This window comes from Comamonas sp. w2-DMI (assembly GCF_040187735.1).
GTDB lineage: Bacteria > Pseudomonadota > Gammaproteobacteria > Burkholderiales > Burkholderiaceae_C > Comamonas > Comamonas terrae.
The window spans coordinates 89,655-105,693 of sequence record NZ_JBANEL010000021.1; the positions used below are offsets into that span (position 1 = coordinate 89,655).

General features: G+C 64.3%; 12 protein-coding genes and 1 CRISPR repeat array. Of the genes, 7 read left to right on the forward strand and 5 right to left on the reverse strand.

The annotated features are described in order from the left end of the window. Nucleotides 1-283 precede the first annotated feature (283 nt). The 6 genes from cas1f to cas6f all read left to right on the forward strand — a co-directional run bounded on the left by cas1f (nucleotide 284) and on the right by cas6f (nucleotide 9,275). Nucleotides 284-1,276, forward strand: coding sequence for a type I-F CRISPR-associated endonuclease Cas1f (cas1f, locus tag V8Z74_RS19775; RefSeq protein ID WP_349710866.1), 993 nt, complete (start codon nucleotides 284-286; stop codon nucleotides 1,274-1,276). Then, nucleotides 1,273-4,824 carry a type I-F CRISPR-associated helicase Cas3f gene (gene cas3f / locus V8Z74_RS19780; RefSeq protein ID WP_349710867.1) on the forward strand — a complete coding sequence of 1,184 codons (3,552 nt, stop codon included), beginning with the start codon at nucleotides 1,273-1,275 and terminating at the stop codon, nucleotides 4,822-4,824. Before cas1f ends, cas3f begins: the two co-directional genes overlap by 4 nt. A gap of 314 nt (nucleotides 4,825-5,138) precedes the next feature. After that, nucleotides 5,139-6,533 (forward strand): type I-F CRISPR-associated protein Csy1, encoded by a 1,395-nt coding sequence (gene csy1 / locus V8Z74_RS19785; RefSeq protein ID WP_349710868.1) that lies wholly within the window; start codon nucleotides 5,139-5,141, stop codon nucleotides 6,531-6,533. Continuing rightward, a complete protein-coding gene (csy2, locus tag V8Z74_RS19790) occupies nucleotides 6,530-7,618 on the forward strand; it encodes a type I-F CRISPR-associated protein Csy2 (RefSeq protein WP_349710869.1) in 1,089 nt (362 codons plus the stop codon). Before csy1 ends, csy2 begins: the two co-directional genes overlap by 4 nt. A gap of 65 nt (nucleotides 7,619-7,683) precedes the next feature. Beyond that, on the forward strand, nucleotides 7,684-8,703 hold the full coding sequence (gene csy3 / locus V8Z74_RS19795) for a type I-F CRISPR-associated protein Csy3 (protein WP_066471415.1): 1,020 nt from the start codon (nucleotides 7,684-7,686) through the stop codon (nucleotides 8,701-8,703). Between the two features lie 5 nt (nucleotides 8,704-8,708). Next, nucleotides 8,709-9,275, forward strand: coding sequence for a type I-F CRISPR-associated endoribonuclease Cas6/Csy4 (cas6f, locus tag V8Z74_RS19800; RefSeq protein WP_349710870.1), 567 nt, complete (start codon nucleotides 8,709-8,711; stop codon nucleotides 9,273-9,275). Nucleotides 9,276-9,405: 130 nt separating this feature from the next. Further along, a CRISPR array of direct repeats spans nucleotides 9,406-9,913; the repeat unit is 28 nt; unit sequence GTTCGCTGCCGCATAGGCAGCTCAGAAA. Nucleotides 9,914-9,995: 82 nt separating this feature from the next. On the opposite strand, the gene V8Z74_RS19805 is transcribed toward cas6f, so the two are convergent. The 3 genes from V8Z74_RS19805 to V8Z74_RS19815 all read right to left on the reverse strand — a co-directional run bounded on the left by V8Z74_RS19805 (nucleotide 9,996) and on the right by V8Z74_RS19815 (nucleotide 12,743). After that, the gene (locus V8Z74_RS19805; protein ID WP_349710871.1) at nucleotides 9,996-11,066 is read right to left on the reverse strand and encodes a metallophosphoesterase; all 1,071 of its coding nucleotides are present in this window, start codon (nucleotides 11,064-11,066) and stop codon (nucleotides 9,996-9,998) included. Between the two features lie 238 nt (nucleotides 11,067-11,304). Continuing rightward, nucleotides 11,305-11,805: a dihydrofolate reductase gene (locus V8Z74_RS19810; protein ID WP_066471411.1), complete on the reverse strand. Its 501-nt coding sequence runs from the start codon at nucleotides 11,803-11,805 to the stop codon at nucleotides 11,305-11,307. Between the two features lie 110 nt (nucleotides 11,806-11,915). Beyond that, nucleotides 11,916-12,743, reverse strand: coding sequence for a thymidylate synthase (locus V8Z74_RS19815; RefSeq protein WP_349710872.1), 828 nt, complete (start codon nucleotides 12,741-12,743; stop codon nucleotides 11,916-11,918). 335 nt (nucleotides 12,744-13,078) lie between these two features. Between V8Z74_RS19815 and V8Z74_RS19820 the strand changes: the two genes are divergently transcribed. Then, on the forward strand, nucleotides 13,079-13,702 hold the full coding sequence (locus tag V8Z74_RS19820; RefSeq protein ID WP_066471405.1) for an Ivy family c-type lysozyme inhibitor: 624 nt from the start codon (nucleotides 13,079-13,081) through the stop codon (nucleotides 13,700-13,702). Between the two features lie 73 nt (nucleotides 13,703-13,775). On the opposite strand, the gene V8Z74_RS19825 is transcribed toward V8Z74_RS19820, so the two are convergent. Both V8Z74_RS19825 and V8Z74_RS19830 read right to left on the reverse strand, forming a co-directional pair. Next, the gene (locus tag V8Z74_RS19825) at nucleotides 13,776-15,197 is read right to left on the reverse strand and encodes an FAD-binding oxidoreductase (protein WP_349710873.1); all 1,422 of its coding nucleotides are present in this window, start codon (nucleotides 15,195-15,197) and stop codon (nucleotides 13,776-13,778) included. Between the two features lie 45 nt (nucleotides 15,198-15,242). Beyond that, on the reverse strand, nucleotides 15,243-15,692 hold the full coding sequence (locus V8Z74_RS19830) for a DUF2069 domain-containing protein (protein WP_349710874.1): 450 nt from the start codon (nucleotides 15,690-15,692) through the stop codon (nucleotides 15,243-15,245). Between the last annotated feature and the right edge of the window lie 347 nt (nucleotides 15,693-16,039).

Sequence of the window (16,039 nt, forward strand, 5' to 3'; positions counted from 1 at the left end):
TCGATGAAAGAAATGAGGACTGGCTTTTCCCTTTAACCATTCCAGTCCCATCAACGTGTTCACCAATTGCAATATGCAATCATCAAACCGTTGAGGAGGGCGTGGCTGGGTTCAGAGTGGACCGGATGCCTCGTCGAGGAGGCAAGCAGAATGGGTGCGGGCTTGAAACTGCCCACCCCTTTTTTTCTTTCTCGAAAAAGAAAAAAGTGAGCTTCTTTTCTGTCTCGATGGATTTCAACAGAAAGCCTCTTGTTTTTTGTTACAACCTCTGTACGGAGGCTCTGTGCAAGAAATCAAAGGCCAAGATCTCAAAACCATCCTGCATTCCAAGCGGGCCAATATCTACTACCTCGAACATTGCCGCGTGCTCGTCAACGGCGGGCGCGTCGAATATGTGACCGACGCCGGCAAGAAAAGCCTGTACTGGAACATTCCCATTGCCAATACCACCAGCATTCTGCTGGGTACGGGCACGTCCATCACCCAGGCCGCCATGCGCGAACTGGCCAAGGCCGGGGTGCTGGTGGGCTTTTGCGGCGGTGGCGGCACGCCGCTGTTCAGCGCCAACGAGGTCGATGTGGAAGTGGCCTGGCTGACGCCGCAAAGCGAATACCGGCCCACCGAATACCTGCAGGCCTGGGTGAAGTTCTGGTTCGACGACGAACTGCGCCTGCAGGCGGCCAAGCAGTTGCAGACCTGGCGCCTGCAGCGCTTGCTGTCCGAATGGAATACCCGCACCCTGAGCGAAGCGGGCTTTGCGGTGGACATGGAGCGCCTGAAGGCGCTGGTGCGGCAGTTCACGCCGCTTATCGCCAACGCGCCGGATGTGACCGCGCTGCTGACCGACGAGGCACGGCTCACCAAGGCGCTGTTCAAGCTGGCGGTGGATGCCGTGGGCTACGGCGAGTTCACGCGCGCCAAGCGCGGCACGGGCACCGATGCGGCAAATCGATTCCTCGACCACGGCAATTACCTGGCCTATGGCCTGGGCGCCACGGCCACCTGGGTGCTGGGCCTGCCGCATGGCCTGGCTGTGCTGCACGGCAAGACGCGGCGGGGTGGCCTGGTGTTCGATGCGGCTGATCTGGTCAAGGACGCCGCCATCCTGCCCCAGGCCTTTCTGTCGGCCATGCGCGGCGACGACGAACAGCAGTTCCGCCGCCAATGCATCGAAGCGCTCACGCGCAGCGAATCGCTGGACTTCATCATCGATACGCTCAAGCGCATTGCCGTCGAGACGGCGCGCCTCGCAGTGCCCCCGGAGATTCAGGCATGAACGTGCTGTTCGTCTCCCAATGCAGCAAGCGTGCCCTGGCCGAAACCCGCCGCATTCTCGACCAGTTTGCCGAGCGCCGCGGCGACCGCACCTGGCAGACGCCCATCACCCAGGCCGGCCTGGATACGGTGCGCAAGCTGCTGCGCCAGAGCGCGCGCAAGAACACCGCCGTGGCCTGTCACTGGATACGCGGCCGTGACCACAGCGAGCTGCTGTGGGTGGTGGGCGACGGGCGCCAGTTCAATGCCGAAGGCGCCGTGCCCACCAACACCACGGCGCGCAATGTGCTGCGCACCGAGGATGAGAACGCCTGGCACCATCTGCCGCTGATCACGGCGCTGGCCGCACTGGCAGCCTTGTTGCACGACCTGGGCAAGGCCACCAGGGCATTCCAGGATAGGTTGAAGAATCCGGGCCTGCGCGAGCGCAATCACTACCGCCACGAGTGGGTGTCAGTGCGACTGTTCCAGGCCTTTGTGGGTGACGAAGACGATGCGGGCTGGCTGCGGAGGCTGGCCGCCTGCACCGATGCCGGCATGACGGCGCAAGCATTCGAGGATCGGTGGCTCCATGGCTTGCTGCAAGATGGACTGACCGATGCAGACTGGGATGTTGCGCAAAAGGAGGCCGCCAATCCCTTTGCCTGCCTGCCGCCTTTGGCGCAGGCCGTGGCCTGGCTGGTGTTGACCCACCATCGCTTGCCTTGTCTACCCAATCGCAAAAGCACCCTTGATGCCGACGACAGCGATGATGACGGCGGCGCTATCTTCAAACGCTTTGGTTCGCATCCGTCCGATGTGTCTGCGCGCCTGCTTCATGGCCTGTTGGCACGAGTGAACGCAGACTGGAACGAGCCACGCGAAGCGGTCGAAGCTGCGAAGCTGGGAGCGTATTGGCAGTTCCCCCATGGGTTGCCGGTGAGCCAATCCGCATGGCGCAAGCAGGCGGCGCGTTACGCCGGCAAGCTGCTGGAGCTGGTGCCGCATTATCAGCAGGTGCCTGCGCTGCATGACCCCTTCACCATGCATGTGAGCCGCATGTGCCTGATGCTGGCCGACCACCATTACTCCAGCATCGAGGACGAGGCCCGGCGCAGGCCCTATCGCAACGATGGCTATCCTCTGTTTGCCAACACGCTTAAAAACAGTAGCGCCCGGCGCTTGATGGGCGGGCACAAGCCGCCATTTTTCAACCAAACCCTGGATGAGCATCTGCTGGGCGTGCAGGCCCATGCCAGCCTCATCACCCATGCCTTGCCCACCTTGGCGCGCAGCCTGCCTGCGCTGCAAAACCACAAGGGCCTGAAAAAACGCAACAGCAACGCGCGTTTCCAGTGGCAGGACAAGGCTGCGGACTTGGCCGCCAGCGTGCGCCATCGAGCTGCCAGCCAGGGAGCGTTCATCGTCAATATGGCTTCGACCGGCTGCGGCAAGACGCTGGGCAATGCGCGCATCATGAATGCGCTGGCTGATCCGCAGCTGGGCATGCGCTGCGCCTTCGCCATCGGCCTGCGCACGCTGACCTTGCAGACGGGACGCAGCTTTCAGCACGACCTGGGCTTGAGCGAAGAGCAATTGGCCATCAAGGTGGGCGGCAGCGCGAGCCGCGCACTTTTCGAGTACTGGGAGCGCCAGGCCGAAGCCACCGGCTCGGCCTCTACGCAGGCCTTGCTTGATGAGGGCGGGCAGGTGCTGTTTGAAGGCAATGACCGCCACCCGCTGCTGGAACGCCTGAGCGATGATGCCCAGGTGCGCAGCCTGATTGCCGCGCCCCTATTGGTCTGTACGGTGGATCACTTGACGCCCGCCACCGAAAGTCTGCGCGGCGGCCGCCAGATCGCGCCCATGCTGCGCTTGCTGACCGGCGATCTGGTGCTGGACGAGCCCGATGACTTTGACATGGCCGACCTGCCCGCGCTGACGCGGCTTGTGCACTGGGCGGGCCTGCTGGGCTCGCGCGTGCTGCTGTCCTCGGCCACCTTGCCGCCGGCGCTTGTGGAGGGACTGTTCCTGGCCTATCGGGCGGGCCGCGAGATCTTCCAGAAACACCGCAGCGAGCGGCCGCACGAGGCCAGCAACATCTGCTGCCTGTGGGTAGACGAGTTTCAGCAGACGGCCCAGGACTGCGCCGATAGCCGTGCCTTTGGCGAAGCGCACCAAGCTTTTGTGCAAAAGCGCATGACGCAGTTGGCCAAGACCTCCGTGCGGCGGCTGGCCTGCATTGGGAGCTTGCCGCAAAGCTGGAGCTGCATAGGCATGAGCGAAGCGCAGCGCCGCAAGGAATGGGCGCAACTCCTGCTGCAACACGCCTGGGTGCTGCATCAGGCGCCTCAAAACCATGGCCAGGATCCGGCTAGCGGCAAGCGCGTGAGCTTTGGGCTGATCCGCATGGCCAATATTTCGCCGCAGTTCGACGTGGCATTGGCCATGTACGCACAGGGCGCTCCTGCTGCTGGCGTGCGCGTGCATCTGTGCGTGTACCACTCGCAGTTTCCGCTGCTGGCACGCTCGGTGATCGAACGGCAATTGGATACCGTGCTCAACCGGCGTGGCGCCGACGAGGGGCGTGATCCGGCCCTTCTGCAGCCCGGTATTCGAGCGCTCATCGACGCTCATCCCGAGCAGGATCAGCTCTTCATCGTGCTGGGGTCACCTGTCACGGAGGTGGGCCGTGACCATGATTACGACTGGGCCGTAGTCGAGCCTTCTTCCATGCGCTCGCTGATCCAGCTTGCAGGACGGGTGCGTCGCCATCGCAGCGCGCCAGTGCAGGAGGCCAATGTGTTGGTGTTGGACACCAATCTGCGCGCATTGGAGCGCAAAGGCCAGGCCGCCTATTGCAAGCCCGGCTTTGAAATGGAGCGGCTGCCGCCGGGCGGCACGGATGCTGCCGCGCACTTTCATCTGGAATCGCACAGCCTGAACAAGCTGCTGTCACGCCAGCTCAAGGAGTGGGCGCAGTCGCCATGGCCGGTGGATGCGCGGCCCCGGGTTGCGCGGGCTGCAGGCAAGCTCAGCCCCAGCCGCAACTGGGTGGATCTGGAGCATGCCCGCATGCGCGACACCATGCTGCCGCGCGAGGCCGACAGCGCGGCCACCACCGCAGTCAAGCGCGCCGCCAGCCTGGCCTGGCATGAAGCCGATGGCGAGCAACTGCAGTGCCTGTGGCTGACAGGTGTACTGCCGCAATACCAGCGTTTTCGCGAGGACCCGCAGCGTCGTGTCGATGTGGTGCTGCTGCCCGATGAAGACGAGGAAACGCTGTTGCTGCACCGCGTGGTCGATGGAGAGCGGCGCGGTAAGCAACTCTATGTGTGCATAGACGAGACCATGCGTGCACCGGTAGCTGACACCGCTTTGCGGCCCGGTCCGCAGCACAGCGTGCAGCCATGGATACAGGTGGATTTGCTGGAGGAACTGCGCACGCTGGCCCAGGAGATGGGCCTCTCGCTGCAAGACTGCGCCAAACGATATGCCACCGCCAGCCTGCCGGATGAGGGGCAAGGCTGGCGGTTTCATGAGGCTTTGGGGTTCACCAAGAGAGCGTGAGCTGCCTGTGCGGCAGAGAACGGTGCATCCCCATCAGGGTATTTTCTGAGCTGCTTATGCGGCAGTTAATACTCATCATGGTATGGTTAACTTCTGTGAGCCCTCCACCCATAATAAGAACCAGCACCGCTGCAACGGTGCTGGTTATCACCACTAGCTGTCGAGGCTACCCAATCCAGAAAGAGAGGTCACAGTTGATTAGCAATCACGCCCTTAGAAGAGCTTGATCGCCATTTGGCCTAACTTCACATCCCCAGTTGGTTTGTGCTGACTGGGCAATTCTATCTTTCATTGAATTGGAAAGGTGTATCCCTATGTCCACTGCCTCTGTAGCAGGCGGCAAGGCAGGCTGGCGCGCGGAAATTGAACGGTTCTTGCAAGAGCGATTGCAAGCCAAGCTCGACAAGCTCAAGCCTGACGATCCCCAACGCGGCGAGGTCATTGCTTCGTTTGCCCCTGATGCATGGCTGGAAGACGCCGCACGGCGCGTGCAGCAAATCCAGGCCGTCACACATTCCCTCAAACCCATTCACCCCGACGCGCGCGGTACCAATCTCTATGTGGAGCCCGAGCAACTGCCAGAGCTATGCGAACTGGGCAGTCATGCGCTGGGCACGGAATTCGCAGGCGACGTCGTAGGCAATGCGGCTGCGCTGGATGTCTACAAGTTCCTGAAGCTGCAGGTGGGTGGGCGCAGTCTGCTGTCAGCCTTGCTGGCCGAAGATGCGGATGCTCTACAGGCCTTGCATGACGACCCGGTGAAAGCCCAGGCCTTGCGCGATGCACTGGTGTCATTGACGGCACCGCGTGCCGGCGGCCCCAGCAGCCATGGCCGCGCCAAGCAGCTGTACTGGCTGACCGGCGATGACGCCTGCGACGATGCGCAATACGAGCTCCTGGCGCCGCTCTATGCCACCTCGCTGGCGCATGCCGTGTACGGTGAGATCCAGGAGCACCGCTTTGGCGAGGCCAACAAGGCAGCGCGCCTGGCCCGTCGTGGCCGCAAGCCGCACGATGGCGTGTTCCACGACTACCCGGACCTGGCTGCGCAGAAGATGGGCGGGACCAAGCCACAGAACATCAGCCAGCTCAATAGCGAACGCGGTGGTGTGAACTATCTGCTGTCTTCCTTGCCGCCCGCCTGGACACCGAGCGCAGTGCGCATGCCGGTGCACGCCGAATCAGTGTTTGATCGCATGTTTATCGCCCGGCCCGAAGTGCGCTGCACGGTGCGCGCCTTGCGCAAATTTCTGGCGGAAGCCACCCAATCGAACAAGCCCACCCGGGACACGCGTAAAGCCTACACAGATGCCTTGCTGGATGAGCTGGTCGCATTTGCCAATGAATTGCAGCAACTGGTTCAGCCCGGCTGGAGCAAGGACGACGAGCGCTTCGAGGCGCTGAGCTACATGGAAAAGCTGTGGCTTGATCCATTGCGTTCCGAGCTGCCCGAAGAGGTGCAGTTTGCCAGCGACTGGATGTACATGGACTGGCCAGCAGAGATTGGCAAGCGCTTTTCCACCTGGCTGAACAGGGCCTTGGGTGAGCAGTTTGGTGATGTGGAAGCGCGCGAGTGGCGCAAGGAGCTGCTGACGGATGAAGACGGCTTCAAGCAGCAATTGCGAGAGCTGCGCGACAAGCTGGATGCCCCTCACTACATCCCTATTCGCAGCACGCATGATGAGTTGGTGGCTGGGGGTGACGAATGACCAGGAAACCTCAACCCCAAGCCATTCTGGTGCTGCCGCATTTGCGCGTGCAAAACGCCAATGCCATCTCCAGCCCGCTCACGCATGGCTTTCCTTCCATCACTGCCTTCACCGGCCTGATGTGGGCATTGCAGCGCAAGCTGGTACAAGCGCAGATCCCCTTGAAGCTGCTGAGTGTGGGCGTGGTCTGCCACCATCACCAGGAGCAGGTGACCCAAGGTTACGTGCGCACCTTCAACCTGACCCGCAACCCTGTAGACAAGGACGGCAGCACGGCCGCGATTGTGGAAGAGGGGCGCATGCACCTGCAGGTGTCGCTGATCTTTGCGGTTGCAGAGCAGTTGGCCCCGGGTGCTGCCAGCGTGCTGGTGCAAGGTGGTGAAGATCGCATGGCCGAATGGGCGGCCAAGGCGGGCGAGATTGCTGCCCAGATGCGGGTGGCGGGTGGAACCCTGTTGCCCTCGCGCCCAGTGCCCGGCAAGAAAGTGCGCCCATGGATGGCACTGCTGGCAGAGGACCCTCAAACGCAGGAAGCGGATTTTCGGCGCTGGCGCCGCCAGTGGCTGCCGGGCTTTGCACTGGTGGCGCGCGATGACTTGCTGGCTGCACGCCTGGAGCAGCTGCGCAAGACCGATGCTCAAGCCACGCTGCTGGCTGCATGGCTGCATGCCTCGCGCTTCAACCACCAGGTATTGGCAGACCCGGATGGCAAGCCGCAGGCCGATGGCAAGGTGCGCTGGGGAGATCCGCTGCGCCCCAAAGGCAGCGGCTGGACGGTGCCCATCCCCGTGGGCTATGCCGCGCTCTCGCCCCGCCACGCAGCCGGCTCGGTCGCCAACGCGCGCGACATGGCAACGCCGCTGCGCTTTGTGGAGTCGGTGTATTCGCTGGGCGAGTGGATCAGTCCTCACAGGCTCACCGATCTGGAGCAACTGCTGTGGACTGCAGAGACTGATACCGCCAGGGGACTGTTTCGCTGCCGCAATGGCTACCAGCCACCGCACACATTGCCTGTAGACCACGACGGCCATGCAAACCTGGAAGACGAGTGGGAAGAGGAGGACGACGCTTATGTCGATGACTAGGCGAGCCGTTGCTCACCCTTGCTCCACCCCAACCGTTTCAACGAATTGCTAAAGGATTTCTAACCATGTCGAACAACCTGAAAACCGCATCCGTCCTGGCTTTCGAGCGCAAGCTGGACCCCTCCGATGCCGTCTTCCACGCGGGTCTCTGGAGCCAGAAGGCGGCTTCGGAAAGCTGGTCGCCGGTTCGCATCAAGGAAAAATCGGTGCGCGGCACCATCAGCAATCGGCTCAAGGCCAAAGAGCAGCAGGATGAGGCCAAGCTGGACGCCGCAATCCAGAACCCCAACCTGCAAACCGTGGATGTGGCGGCCTTGCCAGCCGAAGCCGACACCCTGAAGGTGCAGTTCACGCTGCGGGTGCTGGCCGGCGCCGGCATGCCTTCAGCCTGCAACAGCGCCGAATACCAGGCCAAGCTGTTGCAGACCGTGCAAGGCTATGTGCAGCAGCATGGCTTTGCCGAGCTGGCCAACCGCTATGCAGCCAACCTGGCCAATGGCCGCTTCCTGTGGCGCAACCGCGTGGGCGCGGAAGAGGTGAACGTGGAAGTCGCCGTCTTGAAAGATGGCAAGGCGGAAAAATCTTGGTCTTTCAAGGCGCTTGAGCACAGTACCCGTGAGCTGGATGCCTCCAATTCCCAGGTCGAGGAACTGGGGACGATCATTGCCGAAGGCTTGGCAGGCAAACGCCATGTACTGCTGCAGGTCACCGCCTTTGTGCGTGTGGGCGCCGGGCAGGAGGTCTTCCCGTCGCAGGAGCTGGTTTTGGACAAGGGTGCCAGCAAGAAGAGCAAGACGCTCTACCACGTGGACAACGTGGCTGCCATGCACTCCCAAAAAATCGGCAATGCCCTGCGCACCATCGACACCTGGTACGAGGGCGCGCAAGACCTCGGCCCCATCGCAGTCGAGCCCTATGGCTCCGTCACCACCCAGGGTAAGGCCTATCGCCAGCCCAAGCAGAAGCTCGACTTCTACACGCTGCTGGACGATTGGCTGCTCAAAGACAAGGTGCCCGCGGTGGAACAGCAGCACTTCGTGATGGCCGTGCTGATCCGCGGCGGCGTGTTTGGCGATGCGAGCTGATGGCCATGACCACACACTACATCGACATCGCGCTGCTGCCCGATCCCGAGTTCAGCCATGCCCATCTGCTGGGCGCCCTGGTCTCCAAGCTGCACCGTGCACTGGTGCAACTGAAGACGGGCGATATCGGTATCAGCTTTCCGCACTACAGCTTGCGCCCGCGCTCGCTGGGCGAAGTGTTGCGCCTGCACGGTACGGAGGCGGCCCTGCAACGGCTGATGGAGCTGCCCTGGCTGCAGGGCATGCGCGACCATGTGCAACTGGCGGCCCTGTTGCCGGCACCACCAGATGCGCCGCGCTGGCAAGTGCAGCGCCGCCAGTTCAAGACCAGCGTTGACCGTTTGCGCCGGCGTCGGATGCGGCGCAAGAACGAAACCCTGGAGCAAGCTGCGGTAGCCATTCCTGACAGTGTGGAACGAAGCCCTCAACTGCCCTTTGTGCAGTTGCGCAGCACCAGTACCGGCCAGCCGTTTTGCCTGTTTGTGGATCAGGGGCCGGCGCAGTCAAACGCAGCGCCGGATCGCTTCAACACCTATGGATTGAGCCTGGGGTCCACGATTCCTTGGTTTTGACCCTTTTTCCGAGGGTTGGGTGGTGCTTCATATAAATCAACCACTTAGCGCGTTCCTCGGAAATTGGGGTATCGCGCTGCTTGGAAGGTTTGTTCTTTAAAAATCAAGAGGTTGCACGATTTAGAGTCCAGTTCGCTGCCGCATAGGCAGCTCAGAAAAAACCGCCCGCGAGGCGGTTTTTTCATGCCCCGTTCGCTGCCGCATAGGCAGCTCAGAAACACGATCCGCGCGCCGGGCTCCGAGATCTGGCGTTCGCTGCCGCATAGGCAGCTCAGAAAATGAGCACCGCAGCCCAAATGCCCGTCATCCTGTTCGCTGCCGCATAGGCAGCTCAGAAACCGCAGCCGCAGCCCTGAGCTGGCCAAGCTCGGTTCGCTGCCGCATAGGCAGCTCAGAAATTCGGCCTGATCTCTGGATCGGTCGAAGCAACGTTCGCTGCCGCATAGGCAGCTCAGAAATGTGGCTCCTTTTAATAATGGATCTGTGAATGGTTCGCTGCCGCATAGGCAGCTCAGAAATGCCGCCGTGGAAGCTCCTGCAGCAGATGCATGTTCGCTGCCGCATAGGCAGCTCAGAAAGTAGGTGCCATCGATACGAGAGGATTCGATGTGTTCGCTGCCGCATAGGCAGCTCAGAAAATAACCATGCCGATGGAGCCGACAGTCACCACGTTCACTGCCGCACAGGCGGGCCATGCTGATTCAGCCTTAAGGCAAGCTGTCAGCTTGTCTGCCCGAAATTCTCCGAAGCCGCCTGTACGCCGTCGTCGAACACCAGCGTGCGCTCGGGCCAGCGCATGGCGGCGAGCTTGAAGCGGCGCTGGGGGTCTTCGCCGTTCAGGCGCGCGACCCAGCGGCCGCCGACCGAGTAGTCCACGCAGAATACATTGCCGCGCAGGCCATGCCAGGACAGCGGCGTGGTGTGGCCGAACAGGTTTTCCGCCTGCGCGCCATGGGCCGCCGCGTCGCCGGGCAGCAGGCGGCGCCAGTAGTGGCCGACGATGACGGCGGTGTCGTCGGCGTATTCATCCCACCAGGCCACGCGCTCCACGAAGCGCCATTTGCCGCCTGCGTAGAAGGGGGTGCGGCATTCGCGCTCCACGCCGGTGGTCAGCACCTTGAGCGGGTTGACCATGGCCTTGGCCAGTTCGTTTTCGCTGTGCGCGGCCAGGAAGGGCGGTGGTGCTTTCGGGTCTTCGAGGCTGTGGGGCCAGCGCAGGTTTTCTTCCTGCATGCGCTCGGCCACGCGGCTGGCGCGGGCCTGGCGGGCCGCTGCGTCCTCGTAACGGTCGTATGCCTGGCGGGCGCTGCCGGCCGGCAGCTCGCGGGCCATGGCGATCTGGTCGGGCCGCCAGGCCGCGTGAACGATGCGCAGGTCCTCGCGTTCCAGCGCGATGGGCAGGCGGCCGAGCTCTGCGAGGATGGCCGGCGCATCGGCCCGCGGCAGGCGCGCGAACGGGCCGTACTTGGGCTTGTCGGATTCGCGGCGGCTGTCGAAGAACCAGCCCGAGCCGTCCTTGGCGTCTTCGCGCAGCAGGTTGATCTCGTGGTTGCCGAGCACGGCCGAGGCCTTGCCCGAGGCCAGCATGGGCACGATGAGGTTCAGCACCGCGGGGCTGTCGGGGCCGCGGTCGCAGAAGTCGCCCACGAAGACCAGGCGGCGGCCGTCGGGATGGCGGCCCTCAGGGTCGTAGCCCAGATGGCCCAGCAGCGGCTCCAGTGCGTCGATTTCGCCGTGGATGTCGCCCACGATATCGAGTGGACCGGAAGGAAGGGGCTGGACGAGGCTCATGGGCGGACGATGGCGGCGAAGCTCGGTTCACGAACAGAGTGGGACGGATGCCAGAGCGCCAAGCCGGGTGCTGTTGGTTTGGATGGTTACCCAGGCAATGTCTGCCATTATCGGTTTGTTGCGCCGCAACACGCTAGTGGAAAATGTCACGGGACGGACTGGGGGGGAGCGGACAGCGGCCGCAAAAGCGGCGCAGGCCGCTTTTGCGGCCTGCGGGTGGCTGGTCGCGGCGGCGGTGCTAGCGCTTTTCGTAGCGCACGAAGTCATAGGGCAGGCCGCTGGCCGCCACATGGCTGCTGCGCGAGACTTCGTGCCATTGCGCACCCAGTGTGGGGGCGTAGGCATCGCCTTCGTAGTCGCGGCCGATCTCGGTCACTTCCACGCTGTGGGCCAGTGGCAGGGCCTGGGCATAGATCTGGGCGCCGCCCATGACCCAGACGTCCTGCGAGATTTGCTGGCCGTGCTCCAGAGCCTGCTCCAGGCTGTCGGCGCGCAGCACCTGGTCCGAGGGCGGCTCGGGCTGCCAGCCGCTCTGGCGCGTGACCACGATGTTGGTGCGCCCGGGCAGCGGTCGAAAGCGCGCGGGCAGCGAGTCCCAGGTCTTGCGGCCCATGACGACGGCGCAGCCCTGGGTGAGCTGCTTGAAGTGCGCCAGGTCCTCCGGCAGGTGCCAGGGCATGGCGTTGTCCTTGCCGATGACGCCGTTGGCGGCGCGGGCATAAATCAGGTGAATGGCCATTTCTATCGATAGGTGAGCTGCTGGCGCTGGTCCGTGCTGGGTTTCAGATGGATTCCATCGTGAAAACAAGGAACATCATGCGCGGGCAGCTTTTGTTTTCATAGCAACCCTCAGACTGCCACCGGCGCCTTGATGGCCGCATGGTGCTGGTAGCCCTGTACTTCGAAGTCTTCGTATGCGTAGTCGAAGATGGAGTCCGGGCGGCGCTTGATATGCAGCGTGGGGTAGGCGAACGGGTAGCGCGCCAGCTGGGTCTGCACCTGCTCGAAGTGGTTGTTGTAGATGTGGCAGTCGCCGCCGGTCCAGATGAAGTCGCCTACCTCCAGGTCGCACTGCTGGGCCAGCATGTGGGTCAGCAGCGCGTAGCTGGCGATGTTGAACGGCACGCCGAGGAAGATGTCGGCGCTGCGCTGGTAGAGCTGGCAGCTGAGCTTGCCGTCGGCCACGTAGAACTGGAAGAAGGCGTGGCAGGGCATGAGCGCCATTTTGTCCAGGTCGGCCACGTTCCAGGCGCTGACGATGATGCGGCGCGAATCGGGGTTGGTCTTGAGCTGTTTGACCACCTCGGCGATCTGGTCGATGTGCGTGCCGTCGGCCCTGGGCCAGCTGCGCCACTGCACGCCGTAGACGGGCCCCAGGCTGCCGTCCTCGCGCGCCCATTCGTCCCAGATGGTGCAGCCGCGCTCCTGCAGCCATTTCACATTGCTGTCGCCGCGCAGGAACCACAGCAGCTCCAGGATGATGGACTTCAGGTGCACCTTCTTGGTGGTGACCAGCGGGAAGCCCTCGGACAGATCGAAGCGCATCTGGTAGCCGAACACGCTGCGCGTGCCGGTGCCCGTGCGGTCGGTCTTGGAGACGCCATGCTCGAACACATGGCGCATGAAGGTTTCGTATTGGCAGCGCACGGGGCGCAGTGGCTGGCGGGTGGAGTCCATGGTGCAGAACTTGGAAATATGGCCGGGCCGTCGGGGCCCCTGGCCGGTGGACCGTGGAAATCGGCAATCTGTCGGGGCCTGCCGGCGCCAGTGCAGGGCACTGCGCCAGCCGGGCCGGAATCGGGCCTAGTGTGCCACGCCGGGCGAGCCCTTGCGGCATGTCGGCGCATGTCCGCATCTGCCGGTGCGCTTCATGCCTGCGTTGCAGCGGAGGCGGCGGTGTAGGACATGCCCGGGGCGCAATTGCCGGTTCAGCCTGAGGAACCCGGGGCGCGCGCCAGGGTCACAATGACCGCAAGTTTGTACCGGATTGATCCGATTCGAGGAGTTGATGCATGCATTTGAAGTCCCTGTCCTGGAAAACCGTGCTGGCTGCCGGCGCCTGCTGCGCGCTGCTGGCGGCCTGCGACAAGCCCGGCGCGCCTGGCGCCGAGGCGGACCGCACGAAGCCTGCGGCGCCCGAGGCCAATTCGGCGGTCCATGGCGTGAGCAATACCGCCGCTGCTTCGGCAGCCCCTGCGGCGCCGGCCGGCGATTCTTCCGTCCAGGAAGTGCGCATTCCGTACCGGGGCGCCGAGGGCGAGGCCCGGCTGGACAGCCTGAGCAGCCAGGTGGGCAAGTACCGGCATGAGGGCACGGACTATCTGAAGACCGGCCCGCTGGCGGCCCACCTCAAGCCCCTGCTGGGCGAGCAGTACGAAACGCTGCTCAAGAACATGGACACCGTGGGGCCCTTGAAGCTCGAGGGCAAGCTGCTGAGCCTTGCGGGCAACCGGCCGCACCAGGGCGGCGAGGAGATGGCCGCCATCGTGATCGACCCGGCGCGCAACGGCATACGCGTGTGGCTGCTGACCCAGGGCCGCCACACGGTCTACACCGATGTGGAGGGCCCGGACATCGAGTGGACGCCCGAGATCAAGACCGTCATCGGCAACCAGACCACGGCACCGGCATCCTGAGCGGGCGGCCGGGTTGCAAAAAAGCCCCGCGGGCTTGCCGGCGGGGCTTTTTTACGGGCGCAGCGGCAAAGGCTCAGCCCCTGGCCAGCACCACGCCGGGGTTCATGATGCCCAGCGGGTCCAGCGCATTCTTGATGGCACGCATCATCGAGAGCGCCACGGGCGACTGGTATGTCTCCAGCTTGTCCACCTTGAGCGCGCCCACGCCGTGCTCGGCCGAGAACGAGCCGCCAAATGCGGCCACGGCCTCGTAGACCAGGTGGTTGACGCGCTCTTCCTGCTCGCGCAGGAAGGCCTTGGGGTCGCCATCGGCCGGCGCCTGCACGTTGTAGTGCAGATTGCCGTCGCCCAGGTGCCCGAAGTTGACCAGGCGCACGCCGGCGATCTCGCGCTGCAGCAGCGCGTCGGTATGCGCCACGAAGGCCGGAATGCGCGAGGCCGCGATCGAGATGTCGTGCTTGATGTTCAGGCCCTCCTCGGCCTGGGCCAGCGGGATGCTTTCGCGGATATGCCACAGCTCATGCGCCTGGGCCAGGCTCTCGGCCACCACGGCATCGAGCACGCAGCCGTCCTCGAAGGCCAGCTCCAGCAGGTGCTCGAAGCGCTCGCGCGCATGGGCTTCGGACTCGCTGTCCGAATTCTCCAGCAGCACGCAGTAGGGGGCATCCTCCTGGCCCGCGAAGGGCACGCGCAGCTGCGGCATGTGCTTGGCGACCAGGCTCAGCGCGAACTGGCCCATGACCTCGAAGCCCGTCAGGCCCGCGCCCAGGTGCTGGTGCGCCATGCCCAGCAGGCGCACGGCGGCTTCCATCGACGGCACGGCGGCCCAGGCCGTGAGCTGGGCCGCGGGCTGGGGAAAGAGCTTCATGGTCGCAGCGGTGATGATGCCCAGCGTGCCTTCGCTGCCGATGAACAGGTCGCGCAGGTCGTAGCCGGTGTTGTCCTTGCGCAGGCCCTTGAGGCCGTCCCAGACCTCGCCCTGGGGAGTGACCACTTCCAGACCCAGGCACAGCTCGCGCGTATTGCCGTAGCGCACCACCTGCGTGCCGCCGGCGTTCGTGCCCAGGTTGCCGCCAATGGTGCAGCTGCCTTCGGCGGCCAGCGACAGCGGGAACAGCAGGCCGTGCTTTTCCGCGGTCTCCTGCAGGCTTTGCAGAATGCAGCCGGCTTCCACGGTGAAGCTCAGGTTGTCCCTGTCGATATGGCGCACGCGGTTCAGCCGCGTGAGGCTGAGCACGATCTGCGTGCCGCTGGCGTCGGGCGTGGAGCCGACCGACAGGCCGGTATTGCCGCCCTGGGGCACGAGGGCGACCCTGGCCTCGGCGCAGGCCTTGACCACGGCCGCCACCTGGGCGGTATCGGCGGGGCGCACCACGGCCAGGGCCTTGCCCTGCACGCGCTTGCGCCAGTCCTGCTCCCAGGCGGCGAGGTCGCCGTCGGTCAGGACATGGGCGGCACCGACGATCTGGCGCAACTGGTCTAGGAATGCGGTCATGCTTGCAACTCTCTCAATGCTCTTCGGAGCTGGTGGATGGAAAATTCAGTCTTGTGCGGCCCGGGCCGATGTCCGGCGCGCCGCGCGCTGGCGCCAGCGCACATGGGCCGCGCAGGCCGCGAACAGCAGCAGGCACAGCGCCACTTCGGCCAGGGCCAGCCAGCGGCTGGGCCCGGCATCGCTCCAGGCGCGCACCACGCCTTCGGTGAAATACAGCCACACCAGCAGGCTGACCCAGCGGTAGGTATACATGCGGCGCTTGAGCAGGCCCGCGAGCGCAAAGGCCAGCGGCAGCGCCTTGAGGAACAGCCAGCTGCCGCCGGGGCGCAGGGGCGCCAGCCACAGCTCCCAGGCCACGCACAGCACGATCAGCGCGAACAGGCTGCCCGCGGCCAGCCAGCGCGTGGCGGCGACATCGGCGCCGGGCGTGGCGGGCGCATGCTGCGGGGAGCCTGCGGGGGCGGCAGGCGGGGGCGGGGAAATGGCGTCGGTCATAGCGATGGCATCATATCGGCCATGGCAGTGACTCTTGTATCTGTAGTTGTTCGTATCGGCCTTGCGGCGCCGCTCAAAAAGGGCGTGCGCAGCGCCGTGTCCGTTGAATGGGCGGCCGAGGTGCGCGCATGAAGGGCCCCCACGCTCCCTCACTCCGTGTGGTCGCTGTCCCCAAGGGGGGCGCTTGTCATCCAGGGGCGACCCGGCGATGAAAAAGTCCAAGAACCCCGGCTTCTGGGCCGCGCTGCAGGGCGAGCCGGAGCGGCGCGCCGACCAGGACCCGCCGGCCGGCCCGGGCCGCGAGCCCAGCCTCGACCCGTCGGCGCTTCCCGCAGTCCCGCCGGCAG

What these genes read in the sequence shown, in the direction of transcription:
- cas3f (WP_349710867.1), top strand. Translation starts at nt 1,273, where the DNA reads ATGAACGTGCTGTTCGTCTCCCAATGCAGCAAGCGTGCCCTGGCCGAA.
- csy1 (WP_349710868.1), top strand. Translation starts at nt 5,139, where the DNA reads ATGTCCACTGCCTCTGTAGCAGGCGGCAAGGCAGGCTGGCGCGCGGAA.
- csy2 (WP_349710869.1), top strand. Translation starts at nt 6,530, where the DNA reads ATGACCAGGAAACCTCAACCCCAAGCCATTCTGGTGCTGCCGCATTTG.
- csy3 (WP_066471415.1), top strand. Translation starts at nt 7,684, where the DNA reads ATGTCGAACAACCTGAAAACCGCATCCGTCCTGGCTTTCGAGCGCAAG.
- cas6f (WP_349710870.1), top strand. Translation starts at nt 8,709, where the DNA reads ATGACCACACACTACATCGACATCGCGCTGCTGCCCGATCCCGAGTTC.
- V8Z74_RS19805 (WP_349710871.1), bottom strand. Translation starts at nt 11,066, where the DNA reads ATGAGCCTCGTCCAGCCCCTTCCTTCCGGTCCACTCGATATCGTGGGC.
- V8Z74_RS19810 (WP_066471411.1), bottom strand. Translation starts at nt 11,805, where the DNA reads ATGGCCATTCACCTGATTTATGCCCGCGCCGCCAACGGCGTCATCGGC.
- V8Z74_RS19815 (WP_349710872.1), bottom strand. Translation starts at nt 12,743, where the DNA reads ATGGACTCCACCCGCCAGCCACTGCGCCCCGTGCGCTGCCAATACGAA.
- V8Z74_RS19820 (WP_066471405.1), top strand. Translation starts at nt 13,079, where the DNA reads ATGCATTTGAAGTCCCTGTCCTGGAAAACCGTGCTGGCTGCCGGCGCC.
- V8Z74_RS19825 (WP_349710873.1), bottom strand. Translation starts at nt 15,197, where the DNA reads ATGACCGCATTCCTAGACCAGTTGCGCCAGATCGTCGGTGCCGCCCAT.
- V8Z74_RS19830 (WP_349710874.1), bottom strand. Translation starts at nt 15,692, where the DNA reads ATGACCGACGCCATTTCCCCGCCCCCGCCTGCCGCCCCCGCAGGCTCC.